The sequence below is a fragment of the Streptomyces sp. CA-210063 genome, assembly GCF_024612015.1.
Classification (GTDB): domain Bacteria; phylum Actinomycetota; class Actinomycetes; order Streptomycetales; family Streptomycetaceae; genus Streptomyces.
This window is the reverse complement of record NZ_CP102512.1, coordinates 8001040-8026922: the sequence shown is the minus strand read 5'-3', so window position 1 is coordinate 8026922 and position 25883 is coordinate 8001040. Positions and strand designations below refer to the sequence as shown.

The 25883-nt window shown below is 69.1% G+C and carries 18 protein-coding genes, 1 tRNA gene and 1 pseudogene; 12 read left to right on the top strand and 8 right to left on the bottom strand.

From position 1 onward, the window contains the following. Positions 1–64: 64 nt before the first annotated feature. On the bottom strand, positions 65–2791 hold the full coding sequence (polA, locus tag JIX56_RS35035; RefSeq protein WP_257546538.1) for a DNA polymerase I: 2727 nt from the start codon (positions 2789–2791) through the stop codon (positions 65–67). 597 nt (positions 2792–3388) lie between these two features. Here polA and JIX56_RS35030 point away from each other — a divergent pair. The 9 genes from JIX56_RS35030 to JIX56_RS34990 all read left to right on the top strand — a co-directional run bounded on the left by JIX56_RS35030 (position 3389) and on the right by JIX56_RS34990 (position 13333). After that, positions 3389–5668, top strand: a complete 2280-nt coding sequence (locus JIX56_RS35030) for an FdhF/YdeP family oxidoreductase (RefSeq protein ID WP_257546536.1) — start codon at positions 3389–3391, stop codon at positions 5666–5668. A gap of 68 nt (positions 5669–5736) precedes the next feature. Beyond that, a complete protein-coding gene (locus JIX56_RS35025; RefSeq protein ID WP_257546534.1) occupies positions 5737–6201 on the top strand; it encodes a PaaI family thioesterase in 465 nt (154 codons plus the stop codon). A gap of 103 nt (positions 6202–6304) precedes the next feature. Beyond that, positions 6305–6703, top strand: coding sequence for a hypothetical protein (locus JIX56_RS35020; protein ID WP_257546533.1), 399 nt, complete (start codon positions 6305–6307; stop codon positions 6701–6703). Further along, on the top strand, positions 6700–7326 hold the full coding sequence (locus JIX56_RS35015) for a Tat pathway signal sequence domain protein (RefSeq protein WP_257546531.1): 627 nt from the start codon (positions 6700–6702) through the stop codon (positions 7324–7326). Before JIX56_RS35020 ends, JIX56_RS35015 begins: the two co-directional genes overlap by 4 nt. A 279-nt stretch (positions 7327–7605) precedes the next feature. Beyond that, positions 7606–8835 carry a branched-chain amino acid ABC transporter substrate-binding protein gene (locus JIX56_RS35010; protein WP_257546529.1) on the top strand — a complete coding sequence of 410 codons (1230 nt, stop codon included), beginning with the start codon at positions 7606–7608 and terminating at the stop codon, positions 8833–8835. Between the two features lie 105 nt (positions 8836–8940). After that, positions 8941–9873 (top strand): branched-chain amino acid ABC transporter permease, encoded by a 933-nt coding sequence (locus JIX56_RS35005; RefSeq protein WP_257546527.1) that lies wholly within the window; start codon positions 8941–8943, stop codon positions 9871–9873. 5 nt (positions 9874–9878) lie between these two features. Beyond that, positions 9879–11705: a branched-chain amino acid ABC transporter permease gene (locus JIX56_RS35000; RefSeq protein WP_257546525.1), complete on the top strand. Its 1827-nt coding sequence runs from the start codon at positions 9879–9881 to the stop codon at positions 11703–11705. A 3-nt stretch (positions 11706–11708) separates the two neighbouring features. Further along, positions 11709–12620 (top strand): ABC transporter ATP-binding protein, encoded by a 912-nt coding sequence (locus JIX56_RS34995; protein WP_257546523.1) that lies wholly within the window; start codon positions 11709–11711, stop codon positions 12618–12620. Beyond that, complete coding sequence (locus tag JIX56_RS34990; RefSeq protein WP_257546522.1) at positions 12617–13333, top strand: ABC transporter ATP-binding protein; 717 nt, start codon at positions 12617–12619, stop codon at positions 13331–13333. Before JIX56_RS34995 ends, JIX56_RS34990 begins: the two co-directional genes overlap by 4 nt. A gap of 86 nt (positions 13334–13419) precedes the next feature. On the opposite strand, the gene JIX56_RS34985 is transcribed toward JIX56_RS34990, so the two are convergent. After that, positions 13420–14076 (bottom strand): ANTAR domain-containing response regulator, encoded by a 657-nt coding sequence (locus JIX56_RS34985; protein WP_257546520.1) that lies wholly within the window; start codon positions 14074–14076, stop codon positions 13420–13422. A gap of 102 nt (positions 14077–14178) precedes the next feature. Here JIX56_RS34985 and JIX56_RS34980 point away from each other — a divergent pair. Both JIX56_RS34980 and JIX56_RS34975 read left to right on the top strand, forming a co-directional pair. After that, positions 14179–14251: transfer RNA gene (locus JIX56_RS34980), tRNA-Leu, on the top strand. A gap of 121 nt (positions 14252–14372) precedes the next feature. Further along, positions 14373–14780: pseudogene (locus JIX56_RS34975) on the top strand (helix-turn-helix domain-containing protein); the annotation flags it as partial. Positions 14781–14786: 6 nt separating this feature from the next. On the opposite strand, the gene pyk reads toward JIX56_RS34975, so the two are convergent. Further along, the gene (gene pyk, locus JIX56_RS34970; RefSeq protein ID WP_257546518.1) at positions 14787–16223 is read right to left on the bottom strand and encodes a pyruvate kinase; all 1437 of its coding nucleotides are present in this window, start codon (positions 16221–16223) and stop codon (positions 14787–14789) included. 144 nt (positions 16224–16367) lie between these two features. Continuing rightward, positions 16368–17090 carry an SIMPL domain-containing protein gene (locus JIX56_RS34965; RefSeq protein ID WP_257546516.1) on the bottom strand — a complete coding sequence of 241 codons (723 nt, stop codon included), beginning with the start codon at positions 17088–17090 and terminating at the stop codon, positions 16368–16370. A gap of 215 nt (positions 17091–17305) precedes the next feature. On the opposite strand from JIX56_RS34965, the gene JIX56_RS34960 reads away from it, so the two are divergent. Beyond that, complete coding sequence (locus tag JIX56_RS34960; protein WP_257546514.1) at positions 17306–19114, top strand: 5'-nucleotidase C-terminal domain-containing protein; 1809 nt, start codon at positions 17306–17308, stop codon at positions 19112–19114. A gap of 12 nt (positions 19115–19126) precedes the next feature. Here JIX56_RS34960 and JIX56_RS34955 read toward each other — a convergent pair whose 3' ends face one another. From JIX56_RS34955 to pepN, 4 genes are all read right to left on the bottom strand, one after another. After that, positions 19127–20290 carry a GDSL-type esterase/lipase family protein gene (locus JIX56_RS34955; protein ID WP_257546512.1) on the bottom strand — a complete coding sequence of 388 codons (1164 nt, stop codon included), beginning with the start codon at positions 20288–20290 and terminating at the stop codon, positions 19127–19129. A gap of 65 nt (positions 20291–20355) precedes the next feature. Beyond that, complete coding sequence (locus JIX56_RS34950) at positions 20356–21792, bottom strand: lysine N(6)-hydroxylase/L-ornithine N(5)-oxygenase family protein (RefSeq protein WP_257546510.1); 1437 nt, start codon at positions 21790–21792, stop codon at positions 20356–20358. Further along, on the bottom strand, positions 21789–23189 hold the full coding sequence (locus JIX56_RS34945) for a pyridoxal phosphate-dependent decarboxylase family protein (RefSeq protein ID WP_257546508.1): 1401 nt from the start codon (positions 23187–23189) through the stop codon (positions 21789–21791). Before JIX56_RS34945 ends, JIX56_RS34950 begins: the two co-directional genes overlap by 4 nt. 170 nt (positions 23190–23359) lie before the next feature. Beyond that, positions 23360–25864, bottom strand: a complete 2505-nt coding sequence (pepN, locus tag JIX56_RS34940) for an aminopeptidase N (protein WP_257546506.1) — start codon at positions 25862–25864, stop codon at positions 23360–23362. Positions 25865–25883 lie beyond the last annotated feature (19 nt).

The window sequence follows — 25883 nt, the reverse complement described above, 5'->3', positions numbered from 1 at the left end:
AGCTGAGGGGCCTGCCCAGTGGGAGGAGCCCGGCGCCACGACGCCGGACCCCTCCCCCGGTCGTCTAGTGGGCCGCCGACTCCCAGTCCGGGCCGTACCCGACGGAGACGTCCAACGGGGCCCTCAGGTGTACGGCGTTGGCCATTTCGTGGCGGAGGAGTTGTTCGGTGCGGTCGCGTTCGCCGGGGGCGATTTCGAGGACGATTTCGTCGTGGACCTGGAGGAGCATGCGGGAGGCGAGGCCGGCCTCTTCGAGGGCGCGTCCCACGTTCAACATGGCGATCTTGACGATGTCCGCGGCGGTGCCCTGGATGGGGGCGTTGAGGGCCATCCGCTCGGCCGCCTCGCGGCGCTGGCGGTTGTCGCTGTTGAGGTCGGGGAGGTAGCGGCGGCGGCCGAAGAGCGTGGCCGTGTAGCCCGTCGCGCGCGCCTCGTCGACCGCCCGGCGCAGATAGTCCCGGACGCCGCCGAAACGCTCGAAGTACGCGTCCATCAGGGCGCGGGCCTCACCCGCGTCGATGTTCAGCTGCTGGGAGAGGCCGAACGCGGACAGGCCGTAGGCCAGGCCGTACGACATCGCCTTGATCTTGCGGCGCATCTCCGCGTCCACCGCTGAGGGCTCGACCCCGAAGACCTGAGCGGCCGCCGTGGTGTGCAGGTCCTCGCCGGAGGTGAACGCCTCGATCAGGCCCGCGTCCTCGGAGAGGTGGGCCATCACGCGGAGCTCGATCTGGCTGTAGTCCGCCGTCATCAGGGACTCGAAGCCCTCGCCGACGACGAAGCCGCGACGGATGGCACGGCCCTCGTCGGTACGGACCGGGATGTTCTGGAGGTTCGGGTCCACCGAGGAGAGGCGGCCCGTGGCGGCGACCGTCTGGTTGAAGGTGGTGTGGATGCGGCCGTCCCCGGCGATCGTCTTGATCAGGCCCTCGACGGTGACGCGGAGCTTCGCCTGCTCGCGGTGGCGGAGCATGATGACCGGCAGTTCGTTGTCCGTCTGGCCGGCGAGCCAGGCGAGGGCGTCCGCGTCCGTGGTGTAGCCCGTCTTGGTGCGCTTGGTCTTGGGCAGACCCAGCTCGCCGAAGAGGACTTCCTGGAGCTGCTTGGGCGAGCCCAGGTTGAACTCGTGCCCGGCCGCCGCGTGCGCCTCCTTCACCGCCTGCTGCACGGCGCCCGCGAACATCTGCTCCATGGCCTCCAGATGGGCCCGGTCCGCCGCGATGCCGTGGCGCTCCATACGGGCAAGGAGCGCGGAGGTGGGCAGCTCCACGTCACGGAGGAGTTCGGCGGCACCCACTTCCTTCAGACGCTCCCCGAAGGCCTCGCCGAGGTCGAGGATCGCGCGGGCCTGCACCATCAGCGCGTCGGCCTCGGCACCCTCGTCCGCGCCGAACGCCAGCTGGCCGTCGGCCGTGGCGGCGGGGGCCAGCTCCCGGCCCAGGTACTCCAGGGACAGCGCGTCCAGGTCGAAGGAGCGGCGGCCCGGCTTCACCAGGTAGGCGGCGAGCGCGGTGTCCATGTCGACGCCCTCGACGGTCCAGCCGTGCTCGGCGAAGACCCGCATGGCGCCCTTGGCGTTGTGGAACACCTTCGGCTTGGCGGCGTCGGCGAGCCAGGCCGCCCACGCGGTCTCGTCCGCCTCGTCCAGCTGCGTCGGGTCGAACCAGGCGGCCGCTCCGCCGGCCGCGGCGAGCGCGATCTCGGCGACCGAGCCCGTGCCGAGCGCCCATGCGTCGACCGTGGCGACGCCGAGGACCTCCGTGCCGTGCTCGGTGAGCCAGGGGGCCAGCTCGCCGGAGCCGAGCACCGTGCCGTCCACCGCGACACCCGGGGCGGCCGGCTGACCGGCGTCGGACTCCTCGGCGCCCGGGTCGACGGCCAGCAGGCGCTCGCGCAGCGACGGGTTGCGGATCTCCAGGGTGTCCAGGACCATCGCGACGGCCGTGCGGTCGTACGCGGCGCGCTCCAAGTCGGCGACGACCTTGGGCAGTTCGACCGTGCGCACCATTTCGGTGAGGCGGCGGTTGAGCTTGACGGCCTCCAGGTGGTCACGGAGGTTCTGTCCGGCCTTGCCCTTGACCTCCTCGACGCGCTCGACGAGATCCGCGAACGAACCGAACTGGTTGATCCACTTCGCGGCGGTCTTCTCGCCGACACCGGGGATGCCGGGCAGGTTGTCGGACGGGTCGCCGCGCAGGGCCGCGAAGTCCGGGTACTGGGCGGGGGTGAGGCCGTACTTCTCGATCACCTTCTCCGGGGTGAACCGGGTCAGCTCCGAGACGCCCTTCGTCGGGTAGAGCACGGTGGTGTGCTCGCTGACGAGCTGGAAGGAGTCGCGGTCGCCGGTGACGATGAGGACCTCGAAGCCCTCGGCCTCGGCCTGGGTGGCGAGTGTGGCGATGATGTCGTCGGCCTCGAAGCCGTCGACCGCGAAGCGCACGGCGTGCATCGCGTCGAGCAGCTCGCCGATCAGCTCGACCTGGCCCTTGAACTCGTCCGGGGTCTTCGAGCGGTTCGCCTTGTACTCGGTGAACTCCTCGGAGCGCCAGGTCTTGCGGGAGACGTCGAACGCGACCGCGAAGTGGGTGGGCGCCTCGTCGCGCAGCGTGTTCGCCAGCATCGACGCGAAGCCGTAGATCGCGTTGGTCGGCTGGCCCGTCGCCGTCGTGAAGTTCTCCGCGGGCAGCGCGAAGAACGCGCGGTAGGCCAGCGAGTGCCCGTCCATGAGCATGAGCCGGGGACGGCTGCCGCCGGGGGTGCTGTCGGTCTTCTTCGATCCTGTCTCTGCCACGAACCCGATCCTGCCACGTGCCACTGACAGTCGGACCCCAGGGACGGGTCGAGGCCGGCCGGGCACCGCCCGACACCGGCGGCGGCCGGTCCGGCACGGTCGCCGCTCCGCCGTCAGCCTCGAAGCCGCCGCCGAGCCCTGGAGCAGTGCGGCGAGCGTGACGCCGAGGCCGCCGCGAGCGAAGGCCGGTTCGGCACCGCCGGGCAGCGCCGTCGCGGCGGAGGGAGGGGAGCGGGCGGGGAGAGAAAGGGAGGGGAAGGTGAGCGGTGGAGAAGTCGAGCCCTCGGCTGGCAGGCGGAACCGGCCTTGGCCACCCCTGCCCTCTGGCCACCCCTGTCTCTCCGGCGGACCGGCCTCGGCGACCCCTGCTCTCATGCGGACCGGCCTCAGCCGGACCGACCTCGGCCACCCCTGCCCTCGGCCCCTGCCCTCGGCCCCCTCCCCTCGGGCGGACCAGCGGACCAGCCTCGGGTGGACCAGCGGACCGGCGGACCGGCCTCGGCCGTCGACCGACCTCGTTCGGTGTCGGTGACACGTGCGAGGATCGGAGACGTAACCTCACGCCCGAGAGCACACGTACGCGAATGGGGAGCAGCGATGGCCGGCAAGGCGCCGAAGAGTGATCCGGTTCAGGACGCGCCGCAGGTCGCGGAGCCGAAGCATGCGGCGGCGGGCCTGCCGGCGATCGGGCACACCCTGCGGATCGCGCAGCAGCAGATGGGTGTGAAGCGGACCGCTCTGACGCTGCTGCGGGTCAATCAGAAGGACGGCTTCGACTGCCCGGGCTGCGCCTGGCCTGAGCCGGACCACCGGCACGCGGCGGAGTTCTGCGAGAACGGCGCGAAGGCGGTCGCCGAGGAGGCCACGCTGCGCCGGGTCACCCCGGAGTTCTTCGCCACCCACTCCGTCGCCGACCTCGCCACCCGCAGTGGCTACTGGCTGGGCCAGCAGGGCCGGCTCACGCACCCCATGTATCTCCCCGAAGGGGGCGACCGGTACGAGCCGGTGTCCTGGGAGCGTGCCTTCGACATCGTCGCCGAGGAGCTGAAGGCCCTCGCCTCCCCCGACGAGGCGCTCTTCTACACCTCCGGCCGGACGAGCAACGAGGCCGCGTTCCTGTACCAGCTGTTCGCCCGCGAGTTCGGTACGAACAACCTGCCGGACTGCTCCAACATGTGCCACGAGTCGTCGGGCTCGGCGCTCACCGAGACGATCGGCATCGGCAAGGGCAGCGTCCTGCTGGAGGACCTCTACAAGGCCGATCTGATCGTCGTCGCCGGGCAGAATCCGGGGACGAATCATCCTCGTATGCTCTCCGCGCTGGAGAAGGCCAAGGCGAACGGCGCGAAGATCATCACCGTCAATCCGCTGCCCGAGGCCGGCCTGGAGCGGTTCAAGAACCCGCAGACCCCGCAGGGCATGCTCAAGGGCGCCGCCCTCACCGACCTGTTCCTCCAGATCCGCATCGGCGGCGACCAGGCCCTCTTCCGCCTCCTCAACAAGCTGATCCTGGAGACGGAGGGCGCGGTCGACGAGGGGTTCGTCGGCGAACACACGCACGGCTTCGAGGAGTTCGCCGCGGCCGCCCGCGCCGCCGACTGGGACGAGACGCTCACGGCGACCGGCCTCGACCGGGAACAGATCCAAGAGGCCCTGCGCATGGTCCTCGCCTCCGAGCGCACCATCGTCTGCTGGGCCATGGGCCTCACCCAGCACAAGCACGCGGTACCGACCATCCGCGAGGTGGTCAACTTCCTTCTCCTGCGCGGCAACATCGGCCGCCCGGGCGCGGGTGTGTGCCCGGTGCGCGGTCACTCGAACGTGCAGGGCGACCGCACGATGGGCATCTTCGAGCGGCCCGCCCCGGCGTTCCTGGACGCCCTGGAGAAGGAGTTCGGCTTCGCGCCGCCCCGGGAGCACGGTTACGACGTCGTACGGGCCATCAAGGCCATGCGCGACGACAAGGCGAAGGTGTTCTTCGCGATGGGCGGCAACTTCGTGTCGGCGTCCCCCGACACGGAGGTGACGGAGGCGGCGATGCGCCGGGCCCGGCTGACCGTGCACGTGTCGACGAAGCTGAACCGCTCGCACGCGGTCACGGGCGCGCGGGCGCTGATCCTGCCCACCCTGGGCCGCACCGAGCGTGATCTCCAGGGCGGCGGCGAGCAGTTCGTGACCGTCGAGGACTCGATGGGCATGGTGCACGCCTCACGCGGCCGTCTGGAGCCCGCGAGCGGCCAGCTGCTGTCCGAGCCGGCGATCGTGTGCCGGCTCGCCCGGCGGGTGCTCGGCGAGGACAGCCGTACGCCGTGGGAGGAGTTCGAGAAGGACTACGCGACGATCCGCGACCGCATCGCGCGCGTGGTGCCCGGTTTCCAGGACTTCAACGCGCGCGTGGCCGACCCGAGCGGCTTCGCCCTCCCGCACGCCCCGCGCGACGAGCGCCGCTTCCCCACGGCCACCGGCAAGGCCAACTTCACGGCCGCCCCGGTCGAGTACCCGGAGCTGCCCCAGGGCCGCCTGCTGCTGCAGACGCTGCGCTCGCACGACCAGTACAACACCACGATCTACGGCCTGGACGACCGCTACCGCGGCATCAAGAACGGCCGCCGGGTCGTCCTGGTCAACCCCGAGGACGCCCGGGAGCTGAAGGTCGCCGACGGCTCGTACGTCGACCTGGTGAGCGAGTGGAAGGACGGAATCGAGCGCCGCGCGCCCGGCTTCCGGGTGGTGCACTACCCGACGGCCCGTGGCTGCGCCGCCGCGTACTACCCCGAGACCAACGTCCTGGTGCCGCTGGACGCCACCGCGGACACCAGCAACACCCCGGCCAGCAAGTCCGTCGTGGTCCGTCTGGAACAATCGTCCACCGACTGAGCGTTTGCTCAGCCAAGGCCGGCGTATCACCGCCGGCGGCGCATCGGACCGACGACGAACGGAGCCCCATGGGCGAGCAGCACCACGTGCAGTTCCCGCAAGAGGTCATCGACGAGTACGCGACCCTCGGCATCGACCTGGTCGCGATGTTCTCCGCAGGGCACCTGGGCACCCGCATGGGCGTGCAGATCGTGGAGGCCTCGGCGGACCGGGTCGTCGGCACCATGCCGGTGGAGGGCAACACCCAGCCGTACGGGCTGCTGCACGGCGGCGCGTCCGCCGTGCTGGCGGAGACGCTGGGGTCGGTCGGCTCCATGCTGCACGCGGGCAGCTCCAAGATCGCCGTGGGCGTGGACCTGAACTGCACGCACCACCGTGGCGCCCGGTCCGGGCTGGTGACCGGTGTCGCCACGCCCTTGCACCGGGGGCGCTCGACGGCGACGTACGAGATCGTCATCAGCGACGAGGCAGGCAAGCGGGTGTGCACGGCCCGGCTGACGTGTCTGCTGCAGGACGCACCCGCCAAGGGATGAGCGGGTGCGGACGGCGGGTTGATGCGTACGGACAGGGAGTCGGCGGAGGCGAAGGCCGGTCCGCCTCTGGTCCCCCATGGCGGACAGGCCCTAGCGTCGGGGCATGGCAACGGCAGGAGCCCCCTGGCCGGGGGCGGTGCTCGGGCTGGCGCTGCTGACCGGCGTCCTGGTCACCGGGTGCGCGGAGTCGGGCACGACGGGCGGACCGGCGGGCGGGCGGAACAGTTCCTCGCCGTCGGCCACCCCGCCCGAGGAACTGTGCGCGAAGGTCGTCGCGTACTGGTCGCGGGAGACGCTGGACGGCGACACCTACGGGGACTACCAGTCCATGGGCCTGTCGAACGGCCAGTACGAGATCCTGCGGGAGGTCGTGGACGCCGCCCGGGCCGAGAACAAGCGCCGAGGCGCGGACGCGGCGGAGCGGCTGATCGACCGACGGGCGCGTGCGGGCTGCGCGGAGTGGTACCGCGCGGGCGGTCCGGGCGAGGGGCCCTGGCAGTGAGCGGGGTCGGCCCGGTGGAGCCGGGCGAGGGCACGCGCGCGTGGGACATGCCCCAAGCGGACGCCGCACCCGTGCCGCATGCTCCTCACGGGCGGTGCGCGCAGGTGTACGTCCGCCACCGCCGGGCCGTGTACGCGGTGGCGGCGGCCGTCGTCGTCCTCGCGGGCGGCGGCTATCTGTACGCCACCCGGCCGGAGCCGGCCCCGCCGCCCGAGGCGCCGTACCCCTCCCAGACGGTCGGCGTCAGCTATCTCGGCCCGCTGACCGGCGGGGCACCGCGCGGGAGCTTCGCCTTCGAGGTGGAGCTGAGCGTGCGGTCGGGTCCCCCGGTCACGGTCGAGCGGATGACCCAGCCCTACGTGGGACTCTCCCTCACCACCGATCCACGCATTCCGGTACGGATCGCGACCGACGTGTCCCGGAAGCTGGCCATCACCATGCGCGTCACAGAATGCGCGAAAGTGCCGGGGAACGCCGGACTGCCTTTCCTGGATGTAACTCTACGTAATACGCGCGCAATAGAAGCGCACAGTTTCATCTTGGGTGAGCGCTACGCGCAGGACCTCTCCGACGCCCTTCAAGTCGCCTGTAGCAACAAAGTGGCATCATCACCAAAAAGCTGAACACTCCTGAACCTACCCGCGTCGACCCTGCACGTTCTCACCATGCGGACAGGGCGAATCAGCCCGAATTCCGCACATCCACCCACTGAGTACCGCTCTGCATTACCTCGTGTCATAACAAGAGCGTCACAGCCTTGGCCAGACTCTCCTCCACGTTCCCCACACACGCTTAGAGTCACGCCCAGTCACCGCGCCACCGGAATCGAAGTCGTCTTCGGCCCAGCGCTCGACTCGGCCGCTTCCAAACAGGAAGGGCCGTGCCAGGGAAAGGACTGATTCGTGCGTCAACGTTCACTCATCGCCATCACCGCCGCGCTGGCGGCGGGAGCACTCACACTCACCGCCTGCGGCTCGCGCGACGAGGGAAACGGCGGCTCGGAAGCCGACAGCGGCACCACTGTCGTCATCGGCGTCGACGCCCCGCTGACCGGTGACCTCTCCGCCATGGGCCTCGGCATCAAGAACTCCGCCGACCTCGCGGCCAAAACGGCCAACAAGGAGAAGTACGTCGAGGGCATAACCTTCAAGACCGAAGCCCTCGACGACCAGGCGCAGCCCTCCTCCGGCCAGCAGAACGCGGTCACCTTCGTCGCCAACAAGGACATCCTCGGCGTCGTCGGCCCCCTGAACTCCGGCGTCGCCGAGTCCATGCAGAAGGTCTTCGACGACGCCAAGCTCGTCCAGGTCTCCCCCGCCAACACCGGCCCGACCCTGACCCAGGGCGCCGACTGGCAGACCAAGAAGGTCCGCCCGTACAAGTCGTACTTCCGCACCGCGACCACGGACGCCGTCCAGGGCCCGTTCGCCGCGCAGTACCTGTACAACGACGCAAAGAAGAAGAAGGTCTTCGTCATCGACGACAAGAAGACCTACGGCGCCGGCCTGGCCGCCACCTTCACCGGCGAGTTCGAGAAGCTCGGCGGCGAGGTCGTCGGCACCGAGCACATCAACCCCGAGACCAAGGACTTCTCCGCGGTCGCCACCAAGGTCAAGAACTCCGGCGCCGACGTCGTCTACTACGGCGGCGAGTACCCGCAGTCCGGCCCCCTGACCAAGCAGATCAAGGCGACCGGCGCCAAGGTCCCCGTCGTCGGCGGCGACGGCATGTACGACCCCGAGTACATCAAGCTCGGCGGCGCCGCCAGCACCGGCGACCTCGCCACCTCCGTCGGCGCCCCTGTCGAGGAACTGCCCTCCGCCAAGGACTTCGTCGCCGACTACAAGGCCGAGGGCTACAAGGACAGCTACTCCGCCTACGGCGGCTACTCCTACGACTCCACCTGGGCCATCATCGAGGCCGTGAAGAAGGTCGTCGAGGACAACGACGGCAAGCTCCCGGACGACGCCCGCGCGCAGATCACCACCGCGATGCAGAACATCTCCTTCGACGGCGTGACCGGCAAGGTCGCCTTCGACGAATACGGTGACACGACCAACAAGCAGCTCACCGTCTACCAGGTCGAAGGCGGGGCGTGGAAGGCGGTCAAGTCCGGCACCTACTCCGGCTGACCCCACCCGCACACTCATGAGCCGCGCGGGGCGCTGCACCACAGCGCCCCGCGCGCACTCACATCCGGTCACATTCCTCGACATCCGAATCTCGGAGGACATGCGGTGAACGAACTGCCGCAGCAGCTGGTCAACGGCCTGCTACTGGGATCCATGTACGGGCTGGTCGCCATCGGCTACACGATGGTCTATGGCATCGTCCAGCTCATCAACTTCGCCCACGGTGAAATCTTCATGCTGGGCGGCTTTGGCGCCATCACGGTCTACCTGTACGTACTGCCCGACGGCACAACCATGTGGGTGGCACTACCCCTCATGCTCATCGGCGGCATCATCGTCGCCGTACTCGCCGCAGTCGGAGCGGAACGGCTCGCCTACCGCCCCCTGCGCACCGCACCACGCCTGGCGCCCCTCATCACCGCCATCGGCCTCTCCCTGGCCCTCCAGCAGGCCGTATGGGCCTGGTACCCGGACGCCAAGGAGTCCATCAACTTCCCGCAGATCGACGGCGGCCCCTTCGAGATCGGCAACGTCACCATCCAGACCGGTGACATCTTCCTGCTCATCGCCGCCCCGATCAGCATGGCGATCCTCGCCTACTTCGTCATGAAGACCCGCACCGGACGCGGCATGCAGGCCACCGCCCAGGACCCCGACACCGCCAAGCTCATGGGCATCAACACCGACCGCATCATCGTGGTCGCCTTCGCCCTCGGCGCCGCCTTCGCCGCCGTCGGAGCCTTCGCCTACGGCCTCAAGTACGGCCAGGTCCAGTTCCGCATGGGCTTCATCCTCGGCCTCAAGGCCTTCACCGCAGCCGTCCTCGGCGGCATCGGCAACATCTACGGCGCCATGCTCGGCGGCGTCGTCCTCGGCCTCGCCGAAGCGCTGTCCACGGCCTACGTCGCCGACATCCCCGGCATGGCACAGTTCGGCAGCCAGTCCTGGGCCGACGTCTGGGCGTTCGTACTCCTCATCCTCGTCCTCCTGTTCAGGCCACAGGGCCTGCTCGGTGAGCGCGTGGCGGACAGGGCGTGACACCGATGACCACACAGACCACCGCATCCCCGGCTCCCACCGCCAAGCACGACACCACTCCGAGGGGTCTCGTGGGCCTCCCGGAGAACATCGGCCGTGCCCTCGCCACCGGCGGCGGCGTCCTCGCCGTGATCTCCACCTTCCTCTCCTGGACCTGGACCAGCGCCTTCCCCGGCAACCTCACCGTCTACGGCTACCCCGGCGGCCTCCAGATCCTCGTCCTCATCGGCGGCGCCCTCACCGCCCTCTTCGGCCTCGCCTCCTACGGCATCAAGGGCCTGAGCTGGCTCGTCCCCGCCGGCGCCGACAGCTCCATCAAGCTCGCCGCACTCGGCACCTTCACCACCGCCTGGTACACGATCCTCGCGATCAGCATCCAACTCGGCGGCATCGTCAACCTCGAACCCGGCGGCTACGTGGCGGCCCTCGCCACCCTCGCCGCCCTCCTCGGCGCACTCGCCCTGCCCTTCGAACGGCAGGCACCCGAGATCGCCGACCCCGAGGACACCCCCTGGGAACAGTTCCTGCTCGGCGCACGCAACGCACGCTCCGTCATCAAGTCCTGCCTCGCCACCGGCACCTCGACCCCGGCCCGCACCCTGCCCGCCTACGCCGAGATCCTCGTCATCGTCGCCGCGATGACCCTGGGCCTCATCGTCTTCACGTACGGCATCGGCACCGAGTACGACGAACTCTTCGTCGGCTTCCTGATCACCGCCGGCTTCGGCTTCGCCGCCGTCGCCAAGGCAGGCCTCGTCGGCCGCGTCTCCGCCATCACCGCGAAGCACCGCACCGTCACCATGATCGGCGCGTTCACCGCGGCCGCCGCATTCCCCTTCACCCAGTCCGACGACCGCTACGCGACCATCGGCGTCTACATCCTGATCTTCGCCACCGTCGCCCTCGGCCTCAACATCGTCGTCGGCCTCGCCGGCCTCCTCGACCTCGGATACGTCGCCTTCCTCGGCGTCGGCGCCTACACCGCGGCCATGGTCTCCGGCTCCCCCTCCTCACCCTTCGACCTCCACCTGCCGTTCTGGGCCTCCGCCCTCCTCGGCGGCGTCGTCGCCATGATCTTCGGCGTCATCATCGGCGCCCCGACCCTGCGACTGCGCGGCGACTACCTCGCGATCGTGACCCTCGGCTTCGGTGAGATCTTCCGACTCGCCGTCCTCAACATGGACGGCACCTCCGGACCCGACATCACCAACGGCTCCAACGGCATCTCCTCGATCCCGAACCTCAACATCTTCGGCTTCGACTTCGGCCAGGAACACACCATCGCCGGGTTCACCATCGCCCGATTCGCCAACTACTTCTTCCTGATGCTCCTCATCACGCTCGTCGTCGTGGTGGTCTTCCGACGCAGCAGCGACTCCCGCATCGGCCGCGCCTGGATCGCCATCCGCGAGGACGAGACGGCCGCACTCGCCATGGGCATCAACGGCTTCCGCGTCAAGCTCATCGCGTTCGCACTGGGCGCCGCCCTCGCCGGCCTCGCCGGCACCGTCCAGGCCCACGTGACCTACACGGTGACACCCGAGCAGTACCAGTTCGCCGCAGTCGTCCCGCCCAACTCGGCCTTCCTCCTCGCAGCGGTCGTCCTCGGCGGCATGGGCACCATCAGCGGCCCCCTCGTCGGCGCCGCACTGCTCTACCTCATCCCGACCAAGCTCCAGTTCCTCGGCAACTACCAGCTCTTCGCCTTCGGCGTCGCCCTCGTCCTCCTCATGCGCTTCCGCCCCGAGGGCCTCATCCCCAACCGGCGCCGCCAACTCGAATTCCACGAAGACGCCGAAGCACCCACAGTCCTCAGCAAGACAGGGGCCTGACCCATGACCACCGACACCACCACCAAGGACGCCACACCCGGCGCCAACGCCCCCGGCGAAACCGTCCTCGACGCCCGCGGCGTCACCATGCGCTTCGGCGGCCTCACCGCCGTACGCAACGTCAACCTCACCGTCAACAGCGGCGAGATCGTCGGACTCATCGGCCCCAACGGCGCCGGCAAAACCACCTTCTTCAACTGCCTCACCGGCCTCTACATCCCCACCGAAGGCGAAGTCCGCTACAAGGGCCAGGTCCTGCCGCCCCAGTCCTTCAAGGTCACCGCGGCCGGCATCGCCCGCACCTTCCAGAACATCCGTCTCTTCTCCAACATGACGGTCCTGGAAAACGTCCTCGTCGGCCGCCACACCCGCACCAAAGAAGGCCTCTGGTCCGCCCTCCTGCGCGGCCCCGGCTTCCACAAAGCCGAAGCCGCCAGCCGCGAACGCGCCATGGAACTCCTCGAGTTCGTCGGCCTCGCCAACAAGGCCGAACACCTCGCCCGCAACCTGCCCTACGGCGAACAGCGCAAGCTGGAAATCGCCCGCGCGCTGGCGAGCGAGCCCGGCCTGCTCCTCCTCGACGAGCCCACCGCAGGCATGAACCCCCAGGAGACGCGCACCACCGAAGAACTCGTCTTCGCCATCCGCGACCAGGGCATCGCCGTCCTCGTCATCGAGCACGACATGCGGTTCATCTTCAACCTCTGCGACCGCGTCGCCGTCCTCGTCCAAGGCGAAAAACTCGTCGAAGGCGACAGCGCCACCGTCCAGGGAGACGAACGCGTCGTCGCCGCCTACCTCGGCGAACCCTTCGAAGACGCACCCGGCAAGGACGAGGTCGCCGAAGTCGAAGCCGCCGAAGCACACGCCGAGCCCACGAAGGACGCCGCGCCCGGCAAGGAGAACGACCGATGACCGCACTGCTCGAAGTAGAGGACCTCCGGGTCGCCTACGGCAAGATCGAAGCCGTCAAGGGCATCTCCTTCAAGGTCGACGCCGGCGAGGTCGTCACCCTCATCGGCACCAACGGCGCCGGCAAGACCACCACCCTGCGCACCCTCTCCGGCCTCCTCAAGCCCGCCGGAGGCCAGATCAAGTTCAACGGCAAGTCGCTCAAGAAGATCCCCGCACACAACATCGTCTCGCTGGGACTCGCCCACTCCCCCGAGGGGCGGCACATCTTCCCGCGCATGACCATCGAGGACAACCTCCGCCTCGGCGCCTTCCTGCGCAGCGACAAACCCGGCATCGAGAAAGACATCCAGCGCGCCTACGACCTCTTCCCCATCCTCGGGGAACGCAGGAAGCAGGCCGCGGGAACCCTCTCAGGTGGTGAGCAGCAGATGCTCGCGATGGGCCGAGCCCTGATGTCCCAGCCGAAGCTGCTCATGCTGGACGAGCCCTCCATGGGCCTCTCCCCCATCATGATGCAGAAGATCATGGCGACCATCTCCGAGCTCAAGTCCCAGGGCACCACCATCCTGCTCGTCGAACAGAACGCCCAAGCGGCGCTCTCCCTCGCCGACCAGGGCCACGTCATGGAGATCGGCAAGATCGTCCTCTCCGGCACGGGCTCCGACCTGCTCACCGACGAATCGGTCCGCAAGGCGTACCTCGGCGAGGACTGAGGTCCCGCCCGGATACGACAAGGCCCGCGCCCCCTGCGAAAGGGGGTGCGGGCCTCGTCGTACGAATGCGTATGGGGGGGGTGGGGTCAGCCCTTGGCCGCCTTCTTCTCGTCCGCGTCCAGAATGACCGCCTCCGCCACCTGCTGCATCGACATCCGACGGTCCATCGACGTCTTCTGAATCCACCGGAACGCGGCCGGCTCCGTCAGCCCGTACTCCGTCTGCAGAATCGACTTCGCCCGGTCCACCAGCTTGCGCGTCTCCAGGCGCAGAGTGAGGTCAGCGACCTCCTTCTCCAACTCCTTCAGCTCCGTGAACCGAGAGACGGCCATCTCGATGGCCGGGACCACATCACTCTTGCTGAACGGCTTCACGAGATACGCCATCGCACCGGCGTCCCGGGCCCGCTCCACGAGATCGCGCTGCGAGAAGGCGGTCAGCATCAGCACCGGGGCGATACCCTCCTCGGCGATCTTCTCGGCGGCGGAGATCCCGTCCAGCTTCGGCATCTTCACATCGAGGATCACGAGGTCGGGCTGGTGCTCCCGGGCCAGCTCGATGGCCTGCTCACCGTCACCGGCCTCGCCCACGACGGAGTAGCCCTCCTCTTCGAGCATCTCCTTCAGATCGAGGCGGATCAACGCCTCGTCCTCGGCGATGACGACACGGGTCGTCAGCGGAGGCACGTGCGACTTGTCGTCGTCGGGCGCGTCTACGGGCTGGGGCGACTCGGGGGCGGTCACGGGGGCTCCTTGTGCTGGGGCAGGTTACTGCTTTCCAAGAGCCTACCTAGCTGCGGTATGGTGGTGACACGGCGGGAGACTGCTGACCTTCGTTCCGAAGGGGCCCCGGTAGCCCAGCGGTAGAGGCCATGGATTCAAAACCCATACAGCGTCGGTTCGAATCCGACTCGGGGCACTTTTCCTTGGATTACAAGGTCACCGAAAAGCGGATGTCCACGTTCTCGTGAACATCCGCTCTTTTCTGCCCGTGGCAACGATCAGTGACTCAGAGTTGCCATAGCGTCCGCCCACGCCTCAAGACCGGCTGTGTCGAAGTGAAGTCGTACACGAAGCACTGGGTCTGCATGTTTCCCCAGCACGGCCCCGGCAAGAAGCACGAGCGCCGCATCGCCCTGGAACCCTGGCAGCAGGAAATCGTCGACGCTCACCCCTGGGAGTTCATCCGAGGCCTTATCCACTCCGACGGCTGCCGCATCACCAACTGGACGACTCGCCTCGTCGGCGGTGAGCGCAAGCGCTACGAATACCCCCGCTACTTCTTCACCAACGTCTCCGACGACATCCGACAGCTCTACACGGACACCCTCGACAAGCTCGGTGTCGAGTGGACGCACTGCACCCGCAACGGCAACCCATTCAACATCTCCGTCGCCCGCAGGGACTCCGTCGCCCTCCTCGACACCCACGTAGGCCCGAAATACTGACCCCCCCTACTTCGGGCTGTCGTCCTCCCCGATGTGATGCACACGCACCATGTTCGTGAAGCCCGCGACCCCCGGCGGCGAGCCCGCCGTGATGACCACGACGTCGCCCTTCTTGCAGCGGCCGTACTTCAGCAGCAGCTCATCCACCTGGTCGACCATCGCGTCCGTCGAGTCCACGCGCGGCCCGAGGAACGTCTCCACACCCCACGTCAGGCTCAGCTGCGAGCGCGTCGCCGGGTCGGGAGTGAAGGCCAGCAGCGGGATCGGTGAGCGGTAGCGGGAGAGGCGGCGGGCCGTGTCGCCGGACTGACTGAAGGCGACGAGGAACTTGGCGTCGAGGAAGTCGCCGATCTCGGCTGCGGCGCGGGCGACGGCGCCGCCCTGGGTGCGGGGTTTGTTGTGCTCGGTGAGGGGCGGGAGGCCCTTCGCGAGCAGGTCTTCCTCCGCTGCCGCCACGATGCGGCCCATCGTGCGGACCGTCTCCACCGGGTACTTGCCGACGCTTGTCTCGCCGGACAGCATCACCGCGTCCGTGCCGTCGAGGACCGCGTTGGCGACGTCGCTGACCTCGGCCCTGGTCGGGCGGGAGTTGTTGATCATCGAGTCGAGCATCTGGGTGGCGACGATGACCGGCTTGGCGTTGCGCTTCGCGAGTTTGACCGTGCGTTTCTGGACGAGGGGGACCTGTTCGAGGGGCATTTCCACGCCCAGGTCGCCTCGCGCGACCATGACGCCGTCGAAGGCGGCGACGATCTCCTCGATGTTGTCGACCGCCTGCGGTTTCTCGATCTTGGCGATGACGGGGAGTCGGCGGCCTTCCTCGTCCATGATGCGGTGGACGTCCTCGATGTCCCGGGCGGAGCGGACGAACGACAGGGCGATCACATCGAAGCCCGTGCGGAGGGCCCAGCGGAGGTCGTCTTCGTCCTTCTCCGAGAGGGCGGGGACAGAGACGGCCACCCCGGGCAGGTTCAGGCCCTTGTTGTCGGAGACCATCCCGCCTTCGACGACTCTCGTGTGGACGCGGGGGCCGTCGACCGCCGTGACTTCGAGGGTGACCTTGCCGTCGTCGACGAGGATGCGTTCGCCGGTGGTGACGTCGGTGGCGAGGCCGTTGTGGGTGGTGCCGCAGATGTCGCCGTTGCCTTCGACGCCCTGCTCGACGGTGATGGTGAAGGTGTCGTCGCGTTCAAGGAGTACGGGGCCTTCGGTGAAGCGGCCGAGGCGGATCTTCGGGCCTTGAAGGTCGGCGAGGGTGCCGACGCTGCGGCCGGTCTCGTCGGCGGCCTTGCGGACGTGCTGGTAGCGCTCGTCGTGTTCGGCGTGGCCGCCGTGGCTGAGGTTGAAGCGGGCGATGTCCATGCCGGCCTCGACCAGTGCCTTGATCTGGTCGTACGAGTCGGTGGCGGGCCCGAGGGTGCAGACGATCTTTGCTCGGCGCATGGTTCGAGCCTATGGCTTACCCGTCGGTAGGGATTTGGTGGCGCATGACTACTCAACGGCCGTTGGGTGAAGGGTAATTGACAAGTATTGAAGTGTGCGTGGGCGTGCTCCGATGAGCACATCGGAGCACGCCGTGGTGGGGGGTCAGAGCTGGGGCGGTCGCATGGTGAAGCGGGCGTTGACCTGTGCGTAGACGCGTTGGCGTTGGGGTTCGAGGTCGAGGGGGGCGGCGTCGGTGGCTTCGGCGCCCTTGGCTCTGGCGGAGCGCATGGGGCCGCCGGGGGCTGCGGGGCCGAAGGGCTGGGCTGGGGCCTCGGCGCCGATGTCGGCGAGTTCGACGAGGGCGGCGAGTGTGGTGTCGAGGGCGTCGGCGTATTCGCGTGCGCGCTGTACGGCTTCTTTGACGGCCTGCTGTCGGGCTTGTTTGTGGGCGGGTGAGTTGGGGCGGAGGGACCACCAGGGGCCGTCGACCCTCGTCAGGTCCAGGTCGGCGAGGCGGGTGGTGAGTTCGCCCAGGGCCGTGAAGTCGGTGAGTTCGGCGGTGATGTGGACGCGGCCGTGGTAGGCGTTGATGCGTTCGCCGCGGCCTTTCTCCTTGAGCTCAGGGGTGATGGAGAAGGCGCCGGTTTCCAGTCGTTCCACCGCTGCGCCGTAGGTTTTGACGAGGTCGAGGACGGTGGTGTTGCGGCGGGTGAGGTCGTCGAGTGCGGCGCGGCGGTCTTTGCCGCGGGCGAGGACGGTGACTCGGATGCGGGCTATTTCGGGGTCGACTTCGAGGCGGGCTTCGCCGCGGACGGCGATGCGGGGCGCGTCGGGGGTGCCGTAGGGGGCGGCGGTGGGTTGGGCTTCCTCTGAGCTGGTGGTCATACGCCCCACTCTGTCACCGGTGGCCTGGGTGGGGGTGGGGGCTGGTCATCAGATCGAAACCTGTGGGGTCTGTTGCTGTTGGGAATGTACGGGTCAGAATCTACGCGCGTTGTCGTGTGGGTTCCGTCGTTGCGTGCCGCTGGTTGCGTTTCGCTTGTTGTGCCCTGTTGTCTACGCGCGTTGACATCAACCGTTCCCCCGAGGAGTGCCCCGATATGCCCTTGAACCGCCGGAAGTTTCTGAAGAAGTCGGCCGTGACCGGTGCGGGAGTGGCCGTGGCCGGTACGGCCATGGCTCCGAGCGCGCAGGCGGCCGGGGTGACGGGTGGCGGGAAGAAGGCCCCGAAGCGGTACAGCTTCACCGTGATGGGGACGACGGATCTGCACGGCAATGTCTTCAACTGGGACTACTTCACGGACAAGGAGTTCGACGACAGGGCGCACAACGACGTCGGTCTCGCGAAGATCTCGACGCTGGTGAACCGGATCCGTGAGGAGAAGGGGCGTCACAACACGCTGCTCATCGACGCCGGTGACACCATTCAGGGCACGCAGTTGTCGTACTACTACGCGAAGGTGGACCCGATCACCGCCAAGGGTGGTCCGGTGCACCCGATGGCGCAGGCGATGAACGCGATCGACTATGACGCGGCGGCGCTGGGCAATCACGAGTTCAACTACGGCATTCCGGTGCTGCGGAAGTTCCAGGAGCAGTGTCGTTTCCCGCTGCTCGGAGCCAATGCGCTGGATGCCAAGACCCTTCGTCCCGCCTTCCCGCCGTACAGCATGCACCGGCTGCGCACGCCGCACGGGCGGGATGTGAAGGTGGCGGTCCTCGGTCTGACGAACCCGGGTATCGCGATCTGGGACAAGGCGAATGTGCAGGGGAAGATGACGTTCCCGGGTCTTGAGGAGCAGGCGGCGAAGTGGGTGCCGAAGCTGCGCTCCATGGGCGCGGATGTCGTGATCGTGTCGGCACACAGTGGTTCGTCCGGCACGTCCTCGTACGGTGATCAGTTGCCGTACATCGAGAACGCGGCGGGGCTGGTGGCCGAGCAGGTGCCGGGGATCGACGCGATTCTGGTGGGGCACGCGCACACGGAGATCCCGGAGTACTTCGTCACGAACAAGGAGACCGGCAAGCAGGTGGTGCTGTCGGAGCCGCTGAAGTGGGGGCAGCGGCTGACGCTGTTCGACTTCGAGCTGGTCTGGAACAAGGGTTGCTGGAAGGTCGAGAAGGTCGCCGCGCAGGTTCTCAACTCCAACACGGTGGAGGAGGACCCGAAGATCGTGAAGATGCTGGGTGACGAGCACGAGAAGGTCGTGGCGTACGTCAACCAGATCATCGGTACGAACGCGGCCGAGATGACGTCGGTGGAGGCGCCGTACAAGGATGTGGCGATCATCGATCTGATCAATCACATCCAGGCGGACACGGTGAAGCAGGCTCTCTCCGCCACGGAGTACGCGTCGCTGCCGGTGCTGTCGCAGGCGGCGGCGTTCTCGCGGAGTGCGGTGATCCCGGCGGGGAACGTGACGATTCGGGACGTGGCCGGTCTGTACGTCTTCGAGAACACGCTGGAGGCGCGGCTGATGACGGGTGCGCAGATGAAGGCGTATCTGGAGTACTCGGCGAACTACTTCGTGCAGACGGCGGCGGACGCGGAGGTCGATCCGGCGAAGCTGACGAACGCGAACGGTACGCCGGACTACAACTATGACGCGGTGAGCGGTCTGACGTACGAGATCGACATCGCGAAGCCGGCCGGGTCGCGGGTGACGAACGTCCGGTTCGAAGGTGCGGCGCTGGCGGACGACAAGCAGTTCGTGTTCGCGGTGAACAACTACCGGGCCAACGGCGGTGGCAACTTCCCGTATGTGGCCGCGGCCCAGTTGCTGTGGTCGAACTCGGACGAGATCCGTAACACGATGATCGCCTGGGTGACGGCGAAGGGGTCGATCGATCCGGCGGAGTTCGCGTCGGTGGACTGGAAGTTGACGCGGAACGGTACGCCGGTCTTCTAGAGTTCCAGGTTTCTAGAGTTCCAGGAGTGACAGGTCGACGGCGTCGGCGATGGCTTTCGCGCCGGCGTCGTTGACGTGGAGGCCGTCGCCGCTGTTGTAGTCGTCGTGGATCCTGGTGGGTCGGTCGGGGTCCGCGACGGCGGCGGCGATGTCGATGACGGCGTCGAAGGGGTGGCTGTCGCCGAGGAGCCAGGTGTTGACCTCGGCGCGGGTGTGCTGGCCTTCTTCGGTGTCGTAGCCGGGGTAGACGGTGCCGGCGTAGGGGCCGATGGTGGAGCCGATGACGGTGAGGCCGGCGGTGTGGAGGCGGTCGGCGAGGGTGGTCAGTGCGGTGATCAGGTCGGCGGCGGTGGGGAGTTTGGCGGGTTCGGGGAAGGCGATGGCGCCGGGCAGGCCGAGGTCGTTGAGGCCGGTGTGGATGATGACGTGGCTGGCGCCGGGCACGCTGAGGACGTCCCGCTCGACCCTGGCGAGCAGGTGGGCGCCGATCTCGTCGGTGAGGAGTCGGTTGCCGGAGATGCCGGTGGCGACGATCCAGCCGGTGGTGAGGCGGCGGTCGAGTTGGGTGGGGAAGCTGCCGCCGGTGCCGGGGGTGGTGGCCATGCCCTCGATCCAGGAGTCCCCGAAGGCGACGGCGATGCGGGTGTTCTCGGGGGCGAGGACGTCGATGCCGGTGATGAAGTGCCCGGTGATGAGTTCGTCGGTTTCGTCGAGGGATTCGGCGGTGAGCTGGTCGCCTGGGACGGCGTGGCCGACGTCGTAGGGGATCGCGGAGTGTGTGGTGAGGCCGGTGTCGCCGGGGAGGTAGAGGCTGAGGGCGAGTTCTTCGCCGGCGGTGACGGTGCTTTCGACGGGGTCGCTGGTGATCTCTTCGCCGGCCGGGATGGTGACGGTTTCGGCGCCGGTGAAGAGGAGGGTGACGTCGGTGGTGGGGTCGATGGTGCTGCCTTCGGTGCGGCGGGCGAGGTGGGCGCCGCCGATTTCGAGGGGGGTTCTGCCGTAGCGGTTGCTGAGGTGGACGCGTAGGGCCTCGCCGGTGCCGGCGGGGCGCAGGGTCTGGCGTACGGTCTGGTCGGTGAAGCTTCGGACCTCGAAGAGTTTGAAGGCTTCGTGGGGGTCGATGACGGCGGAGCGGTGGGCGGCGATCCAGGTCTTGCCTGCGCGGGTGCTGTCCATGCCCCGAAAGGTAGGCAGCTTTGTTGCAGCCGTCACCACTCCTGCCCTACTTCTTTGCGTTTCGATTACCTTGCGTCGGCGAGGGGCGTGAGCGGGGTGAGGGTCTTCTCCTGCCGGGCGGACGGGATCCGTGGCCGGGGTTCGAGGCCGAAGGTGGTGAAGGCCGTGCGTCCCGGGAGGGGGTAGGGCTCCTTGTCGGTGAGGGTGTTGAGGATGGTGGCGCTGCGCCAGGCGGCGAGGCCGAGGTCGGGGGCGCCGACGCCGTGGGTGTGCAGTTCGGCGTTCTGGACGTAGACGTGGCAGCCGGAGGCGGTGATCGACGGGTCGAGGATCATGCGGAACCTCTCGTCGACGCGGGGCCGCTCGCGGCTGTCGCGCCGCATGTACGGGTCGAGGCCGGCGAGGACGCGGTCCAGGGGGCGCTCGCGGTAGCCGGTGGCGAGGACGACGGCGTCGGTGGTGAGGCGGGAGCGGGTGCCCTGCTCGATGTGTTCGAGGTGGAGTTCGACCTTGGTGGTGGCGAGCCGGCCTGCGGTGCGGACGTGGACGCCGGGGGTGAGGGTCGCGTCGGGCCAGCCGCCGTCGAGGGTGCGGCGGTACAGCTCGTCGTGGATCGCGGCGATCGTGTCGGCGCCGATGCCCTTGTGGAGCTGCCACTGGGCGGCGACCAGCCGGTCCCGGGTCGGTTCGGCGAGGGCGTGGAAGTAGCGGGTGTAGTCCGGTGTGAAGTGTTCAAGGCCGAGCTTGGAGTACTCCATGGGCGCGAACGCCTCCGTCCGCCCCAGCCAGTGCAGCCGCTCCTGCCCGGTGGGCCGGTGCCGCAGCAGGTCGAGGAAGACCTCGGCGCCGGACTGTCCGGCGCCGATGACGGTGACGTGCCCGGCCGCCAGGAGCCGGTCGCGCTCGCCGAGGTAGTCCGTGGCGTGGATGACGGGCACGCCGGCCGCTTCGACGAGCGGCTTGAGGGGCTCGGGCACATAGGGTTCGGTGCCGACCCCGAGAACGATGTTCCGTGCGTAGGTACGTCCGAGTGCCGCGACCTCCCCGTCGCCGTCGAGTTCGCTGACGTCGACCTCGAACAGGTCCCGTTCGGGGTTCCAGCGCACCGAGTCGACCTGGTGTCCGAAGCGCAGCCCGGGCAGGTTCTCGGCGACCCAGCGGCAGTAGGCGTCGTACTCGGCGCGCTGGATGTGGAACCGCTCGGCGAAGTAGAACGGGAAGAGCCGGTCGCGGGTCCTGAGGTAGTTCAGGAACGACCAGGGGCTGACCGGGTCGGCGAGTGACACCAGGTCCGCCAGGAACGGTACTTGGACCGTGGCGCCGTCGATGAGCAGCCCCGGGTGCCAGTCGAATCCGGGGCGCTGCTCGTAGAACACGGCGTCGAGTTCGGCGAGGGGGTGGGCGAGGGCGGCGAGGGAGAGGTTGGCGGGTCCGATGCCGACGCCGACGAGGTCGCGGGGGGCGTCGCCTTCGTGCTCTTCGTGCTGTGGGGGCGTGCTCATGTGGGGGTGTTTCCTTCTGCGAGTTCTACGAGTTTCAGCAGGGCGGCGAGGTCGCCCGGCCGGGCGTGGGGGTTGAGCAGGGTGGCCTTGAGCCACAGGCGGCCGTCGAGTACGGCGCGGCCTATGACGGCCCGGCCGTGGTGCAGCAGGTGGCGGCGTACGGCGGCCACGGTGTCGTCGGGCGCTCCGGCGGGCCGGAACAGGACCGTGCTGATGGTGGGCCGGTCGTGGAGTTCGAAGCCGGGGTGTGCCTCGATGGTCGCGGCGAATTGCTGGGCGAGGTCGCAGACCTGGTCGACGAGTGCGCCGAGTCCGCTGCGGCCGAGGGTCTTGAGGGTGACGGCGATCTTGAGGATGTCGGGCCGTCGGGTCGTGCGCAGTGACCGGCCGAGCAGGTCGGGCAGGCCGGCCTCGGTGTCGTCGTCCGCGTTGAGGTAGTCGGCCATGGGGGTCCCCCCGCTCGAGCGAAGCCGAGAGTGGGGGAGGGCCAGTACGGCGAGGTCCGGCGTGTCGCGTACGGCGAGGAGTCCGGCGGCGACCGGCTGCCAGCCGAGTTTGTGCAGGTCCAGGGTGACGGTGTGGGCGCGGGCGAGGCCGTCGAGCAGGGGCCGGTGCCGGTCGCTGAAGAGGAGGCCGCCGCCGTAGGCCGCGTCGATGTGCAGCCGGGCGCCGTGGGCCTCGCAGAGGTCGGCGATCTGGGGCAGCGGGTCGATGAGGCCGGCGTCGGTGGTGCCGGCGGTGGCGGCGACGAGGAGGGGCCCTTGGAGGTGGGTGAGGGCGTCGTCCAGGGCGGCGGGGTCCAGGGTGCCGGCCGGGGTGGGGATCGTGACGGGCTCGGGGAGGCCGAGGAGCCAGGTGGCGCGGAGGAGGGAGTGGTGGGCGTTGGCCCCGTGGACCAGTCGTACTCCGGCGTGCGCCTCCCGGGCGAGCAGGACGGCGAGTTGGTTGGACTCCGTGCCGCCGGTGGTGACCAGCGCGTCGGCGGCGCCGACCTCCTCGGCCAACGCCCGGGTGACCAGCGCTTCGAGTGCGGAGGCCGCCGGGGCCTGGTCCCAGGAGTCGAGGGACGGGTTCAGCACGGAGGCGGCGAGGTCGGCGGCGGCGGCCACGGCCAGGGGTGGGGTGTGGAGGTGGGCCGCGCACAGGGGGTCGGCGGGGTCGGCGGTGCCTGCCGCGAGGGCGCGGACCAGCCGCCGTAGGGCCTGCGGGTCGCCTGCGGCGGGCAGCGGCTCACCGAGCGCGTCCCGCACGTGCGCCGCGACCGCTTCCGGGCCACCGGCGGGGAGGGGCCCGCCCCGAGCATCGGCCCCCTCCCGCAGCGCGACGAGCACCGTGTCGAGCAACGGCCGGAGCGCGCCTGGGCCTTGGGGTCCTGAGGCGAGGGGCGGGGTGGGCATGGGTTCCTCCGGGGCACGGGGAATCCCATCTTGTACGCCAATTGGGTGCTGAGCCCGAAAAGACGGCTAATTACAACCAAAAGAGGGTACAGCGCTCCGCTGGGGAGGGCCGTACAACACCGCGGGCCGTCTGTGGCTGGTCGCGCGGTTCCCCGCGCCCCTTTGGGGCGCTACACCTCCCTTACCTTCAAAGCCCGGCCCAAGTCGTCCAGTTGATCCACCAGCTTCCGCCGAAGCGCCGGAATCGGCTCGTCGTCCTGAAGGCACCGCTCCCCCAGCGCGAGCGTCTCCGAGTCCACGGCGTACACGGGGAACGCCCACCGCCCGGCGGCCTCCGCCATGGCCGGTCCTCGCCGAGCGGCCAGCGACACCGCGTCGGCCCAGTACCGCTCGACGTACTCCCCGAGGACCTCTGCCTGTTCCGGCTGCCAGAACCCCTGGGCCGTGGCGGTGAAGAGGTAGTTGGAGAGGTCGTCGGAGGCGAACATCGCCTCCCAGGCGGCCCGCTTGGCGTCGGGGTCGGGCAGCGCGGCGCGGCAGCGGGCGGCGCCTTCCCGCCCGGCGGCGCTCGGGTCCCGCTCCAGCTCTTCGGCGATCGCGTCGGCGTCGACCGCGCCGAGGACGGCGAGGCGGCTGAGGACGCGCCAGCGCAGTTCGGGGTCGAGTTCGGGCCCGCCCGGAACCGTGCCGTCGGCGAGCCACGCGGCGATGGTCTCGGGGTGGGCGGCGACGTCGATGAAGTGGCGTACGGCGGTGAGGCGCAGGCCGGGGTTGTCGCCGTCCTCGGTGCGGCGGATGAGGTCGCGGCACAGGGAGCTGAGGGTGGACAGGCCGGCGGGGCGCTGCTCGGGGGCGAGGAAGCGGTCGGCGACCTGGGTGGCGGCGAAGGTGAGGACGCCCTGGACGACGGCGAGGTCGGTCTCGCGGGGGAGGTGGGCGCGGGCGGCGTCGAGGTAGGCGGCGGGCGGGAGTTCGGCGTCGCGTACGGCGTCGCGCAGGGCGTTCCAGACGACGGCGCGGGTGAGCGGGTCGGGGAGGCCGGAGAGGTGGCTGGTGACGGCGGCGAAGGAGTCGGGGTCGAAGCGGACCTTGGCGTAGGTGAGGTCGCCGTCGTTGAGGAGGAGCAGTGCGGGCCGCTTGCCGATGGGCTGGTCGGCGGTCTGGGGGATGTCGAGTTCGACGCGGTCGCGGAGGGTGAGGTGGCCCTGGTCGTCGCCGAGGTCCTGGTCGTAGATGCCGACGGCGATGTGGTGGGGGCGGCTGCCGGTGTGGTCGACGGTGAGGGTGTGGGTGCCGTCGGTGGCGCGGGTGACCTTGGGGGTGAGGGTGTCGACGCCGGTGGTGCGCAGCCAGGCGTCGGCCCAGGCGTGGACGTCGCGTTCGGTGGCGCCGGCGAGGTTGTCGATGAAGTCGGCGAGGGTGGCGTTGCCGAAGCGGTGGCGGGTGAAGTGGGCGTTGATGCCGGCGAGGAAGTCCTTCTCGCCGAGCCAGGCGACGAGTTGGCGTAGGGCGGAGGCGCCCTTGGCGTAGGAGATGCCGTCGAAGTTGAGGAGGGCGGCGGCGGTGTCGTCGACGGCTTCGGGGGCGACGGGGTGGGTGGAGGGGCGCTGGTCGGCGTCGTAGCCCCAGGCCTTGCGGGCGATGCCGAAGTCGACCCAGGTGTCGGTGAAGCGGGTGGCTTCGGTGAGGGTCTGGTAGCCCATGTACTCGGCGAAGGACTCGTTCAGCCAGATGTCGTCCCACCACCTGAGGGTGACGAGGTCGCCGAACCACATGTGGGCCATCTCGTGGGCGATGACCATGGCGCGGGTCTGGCGTTCGGTGTCGGTGACGGCGGAGCGGTAGACGAATTCGTCGCGGAAGGTGACGAGTCCGGGGTTCTCCATGGCGCCGGCGTTGAACTCGGGGACGAAGGCCTGGTCGTAGGAGTCGAAGGGGTAGGGCTCCTCGAACTTCTCGTGGTAGCGGTCGAAGCAGGCGCGGGTGACGTCGAGGATCTCGTCGGCGTCGGTGTCCAGGTAGGGGGCGAGGGAGCGGCGGCAGTGGAGGCCGAAGGGCAGGCCGCGGTGTTCGGTGCGGACCGAGTGCCAGGGGCCGGCGGCGACGGCGACGAGGTAGGTGGAGATCAGGGGGGTGGCGGCGGCGCGCCAAGTGCCGTCGTCCTGCTGTTCGGTGGTGCCGTTGGCGAGGACGGTCCAGGCCTCGGGGGCGGTGACGGTGAGGTCGAAGACGGCCTTGAGGTCGGGTTGGTCGAAGGCGGCGAAGACGCGCTGGACGTCCTCCATGAAGAGCTGGGTGTAGACGTAGGTTTCGCCGTCGGTGGGGTCGGTGAAGCGGTGCATGCCCTCGCCGGTGCGGGAGTAGCGCATGGCGGCGTCGACGCGCAGTTCGTGCTCGCCCGCGGTGAGGCCCTTGAGGGTGAGGCGGTTCCCGTCGAGGGTTCCCGGGTCGAGGGGCTCTCCGTCGAGGGTGACGGAGCGCAGTTCGGCGGGCTTGAGCTCGACGAAGGTGTCCGCGGCCTTCTTCTTCCCCCGTACGGTGAAGTGGATGACGGTACGGGAGTCGAAGGTCTCGTCGCCGCGCGTGAGGTCGAGTGCGATCTCGTAGCGGTGGACGTCGAGGAGCCGGGCACGGGCTTGCGCTTCGTCGCGCGTCAGTACGGACATGAGGGACATGCTGCCTGATGCCTGTGGC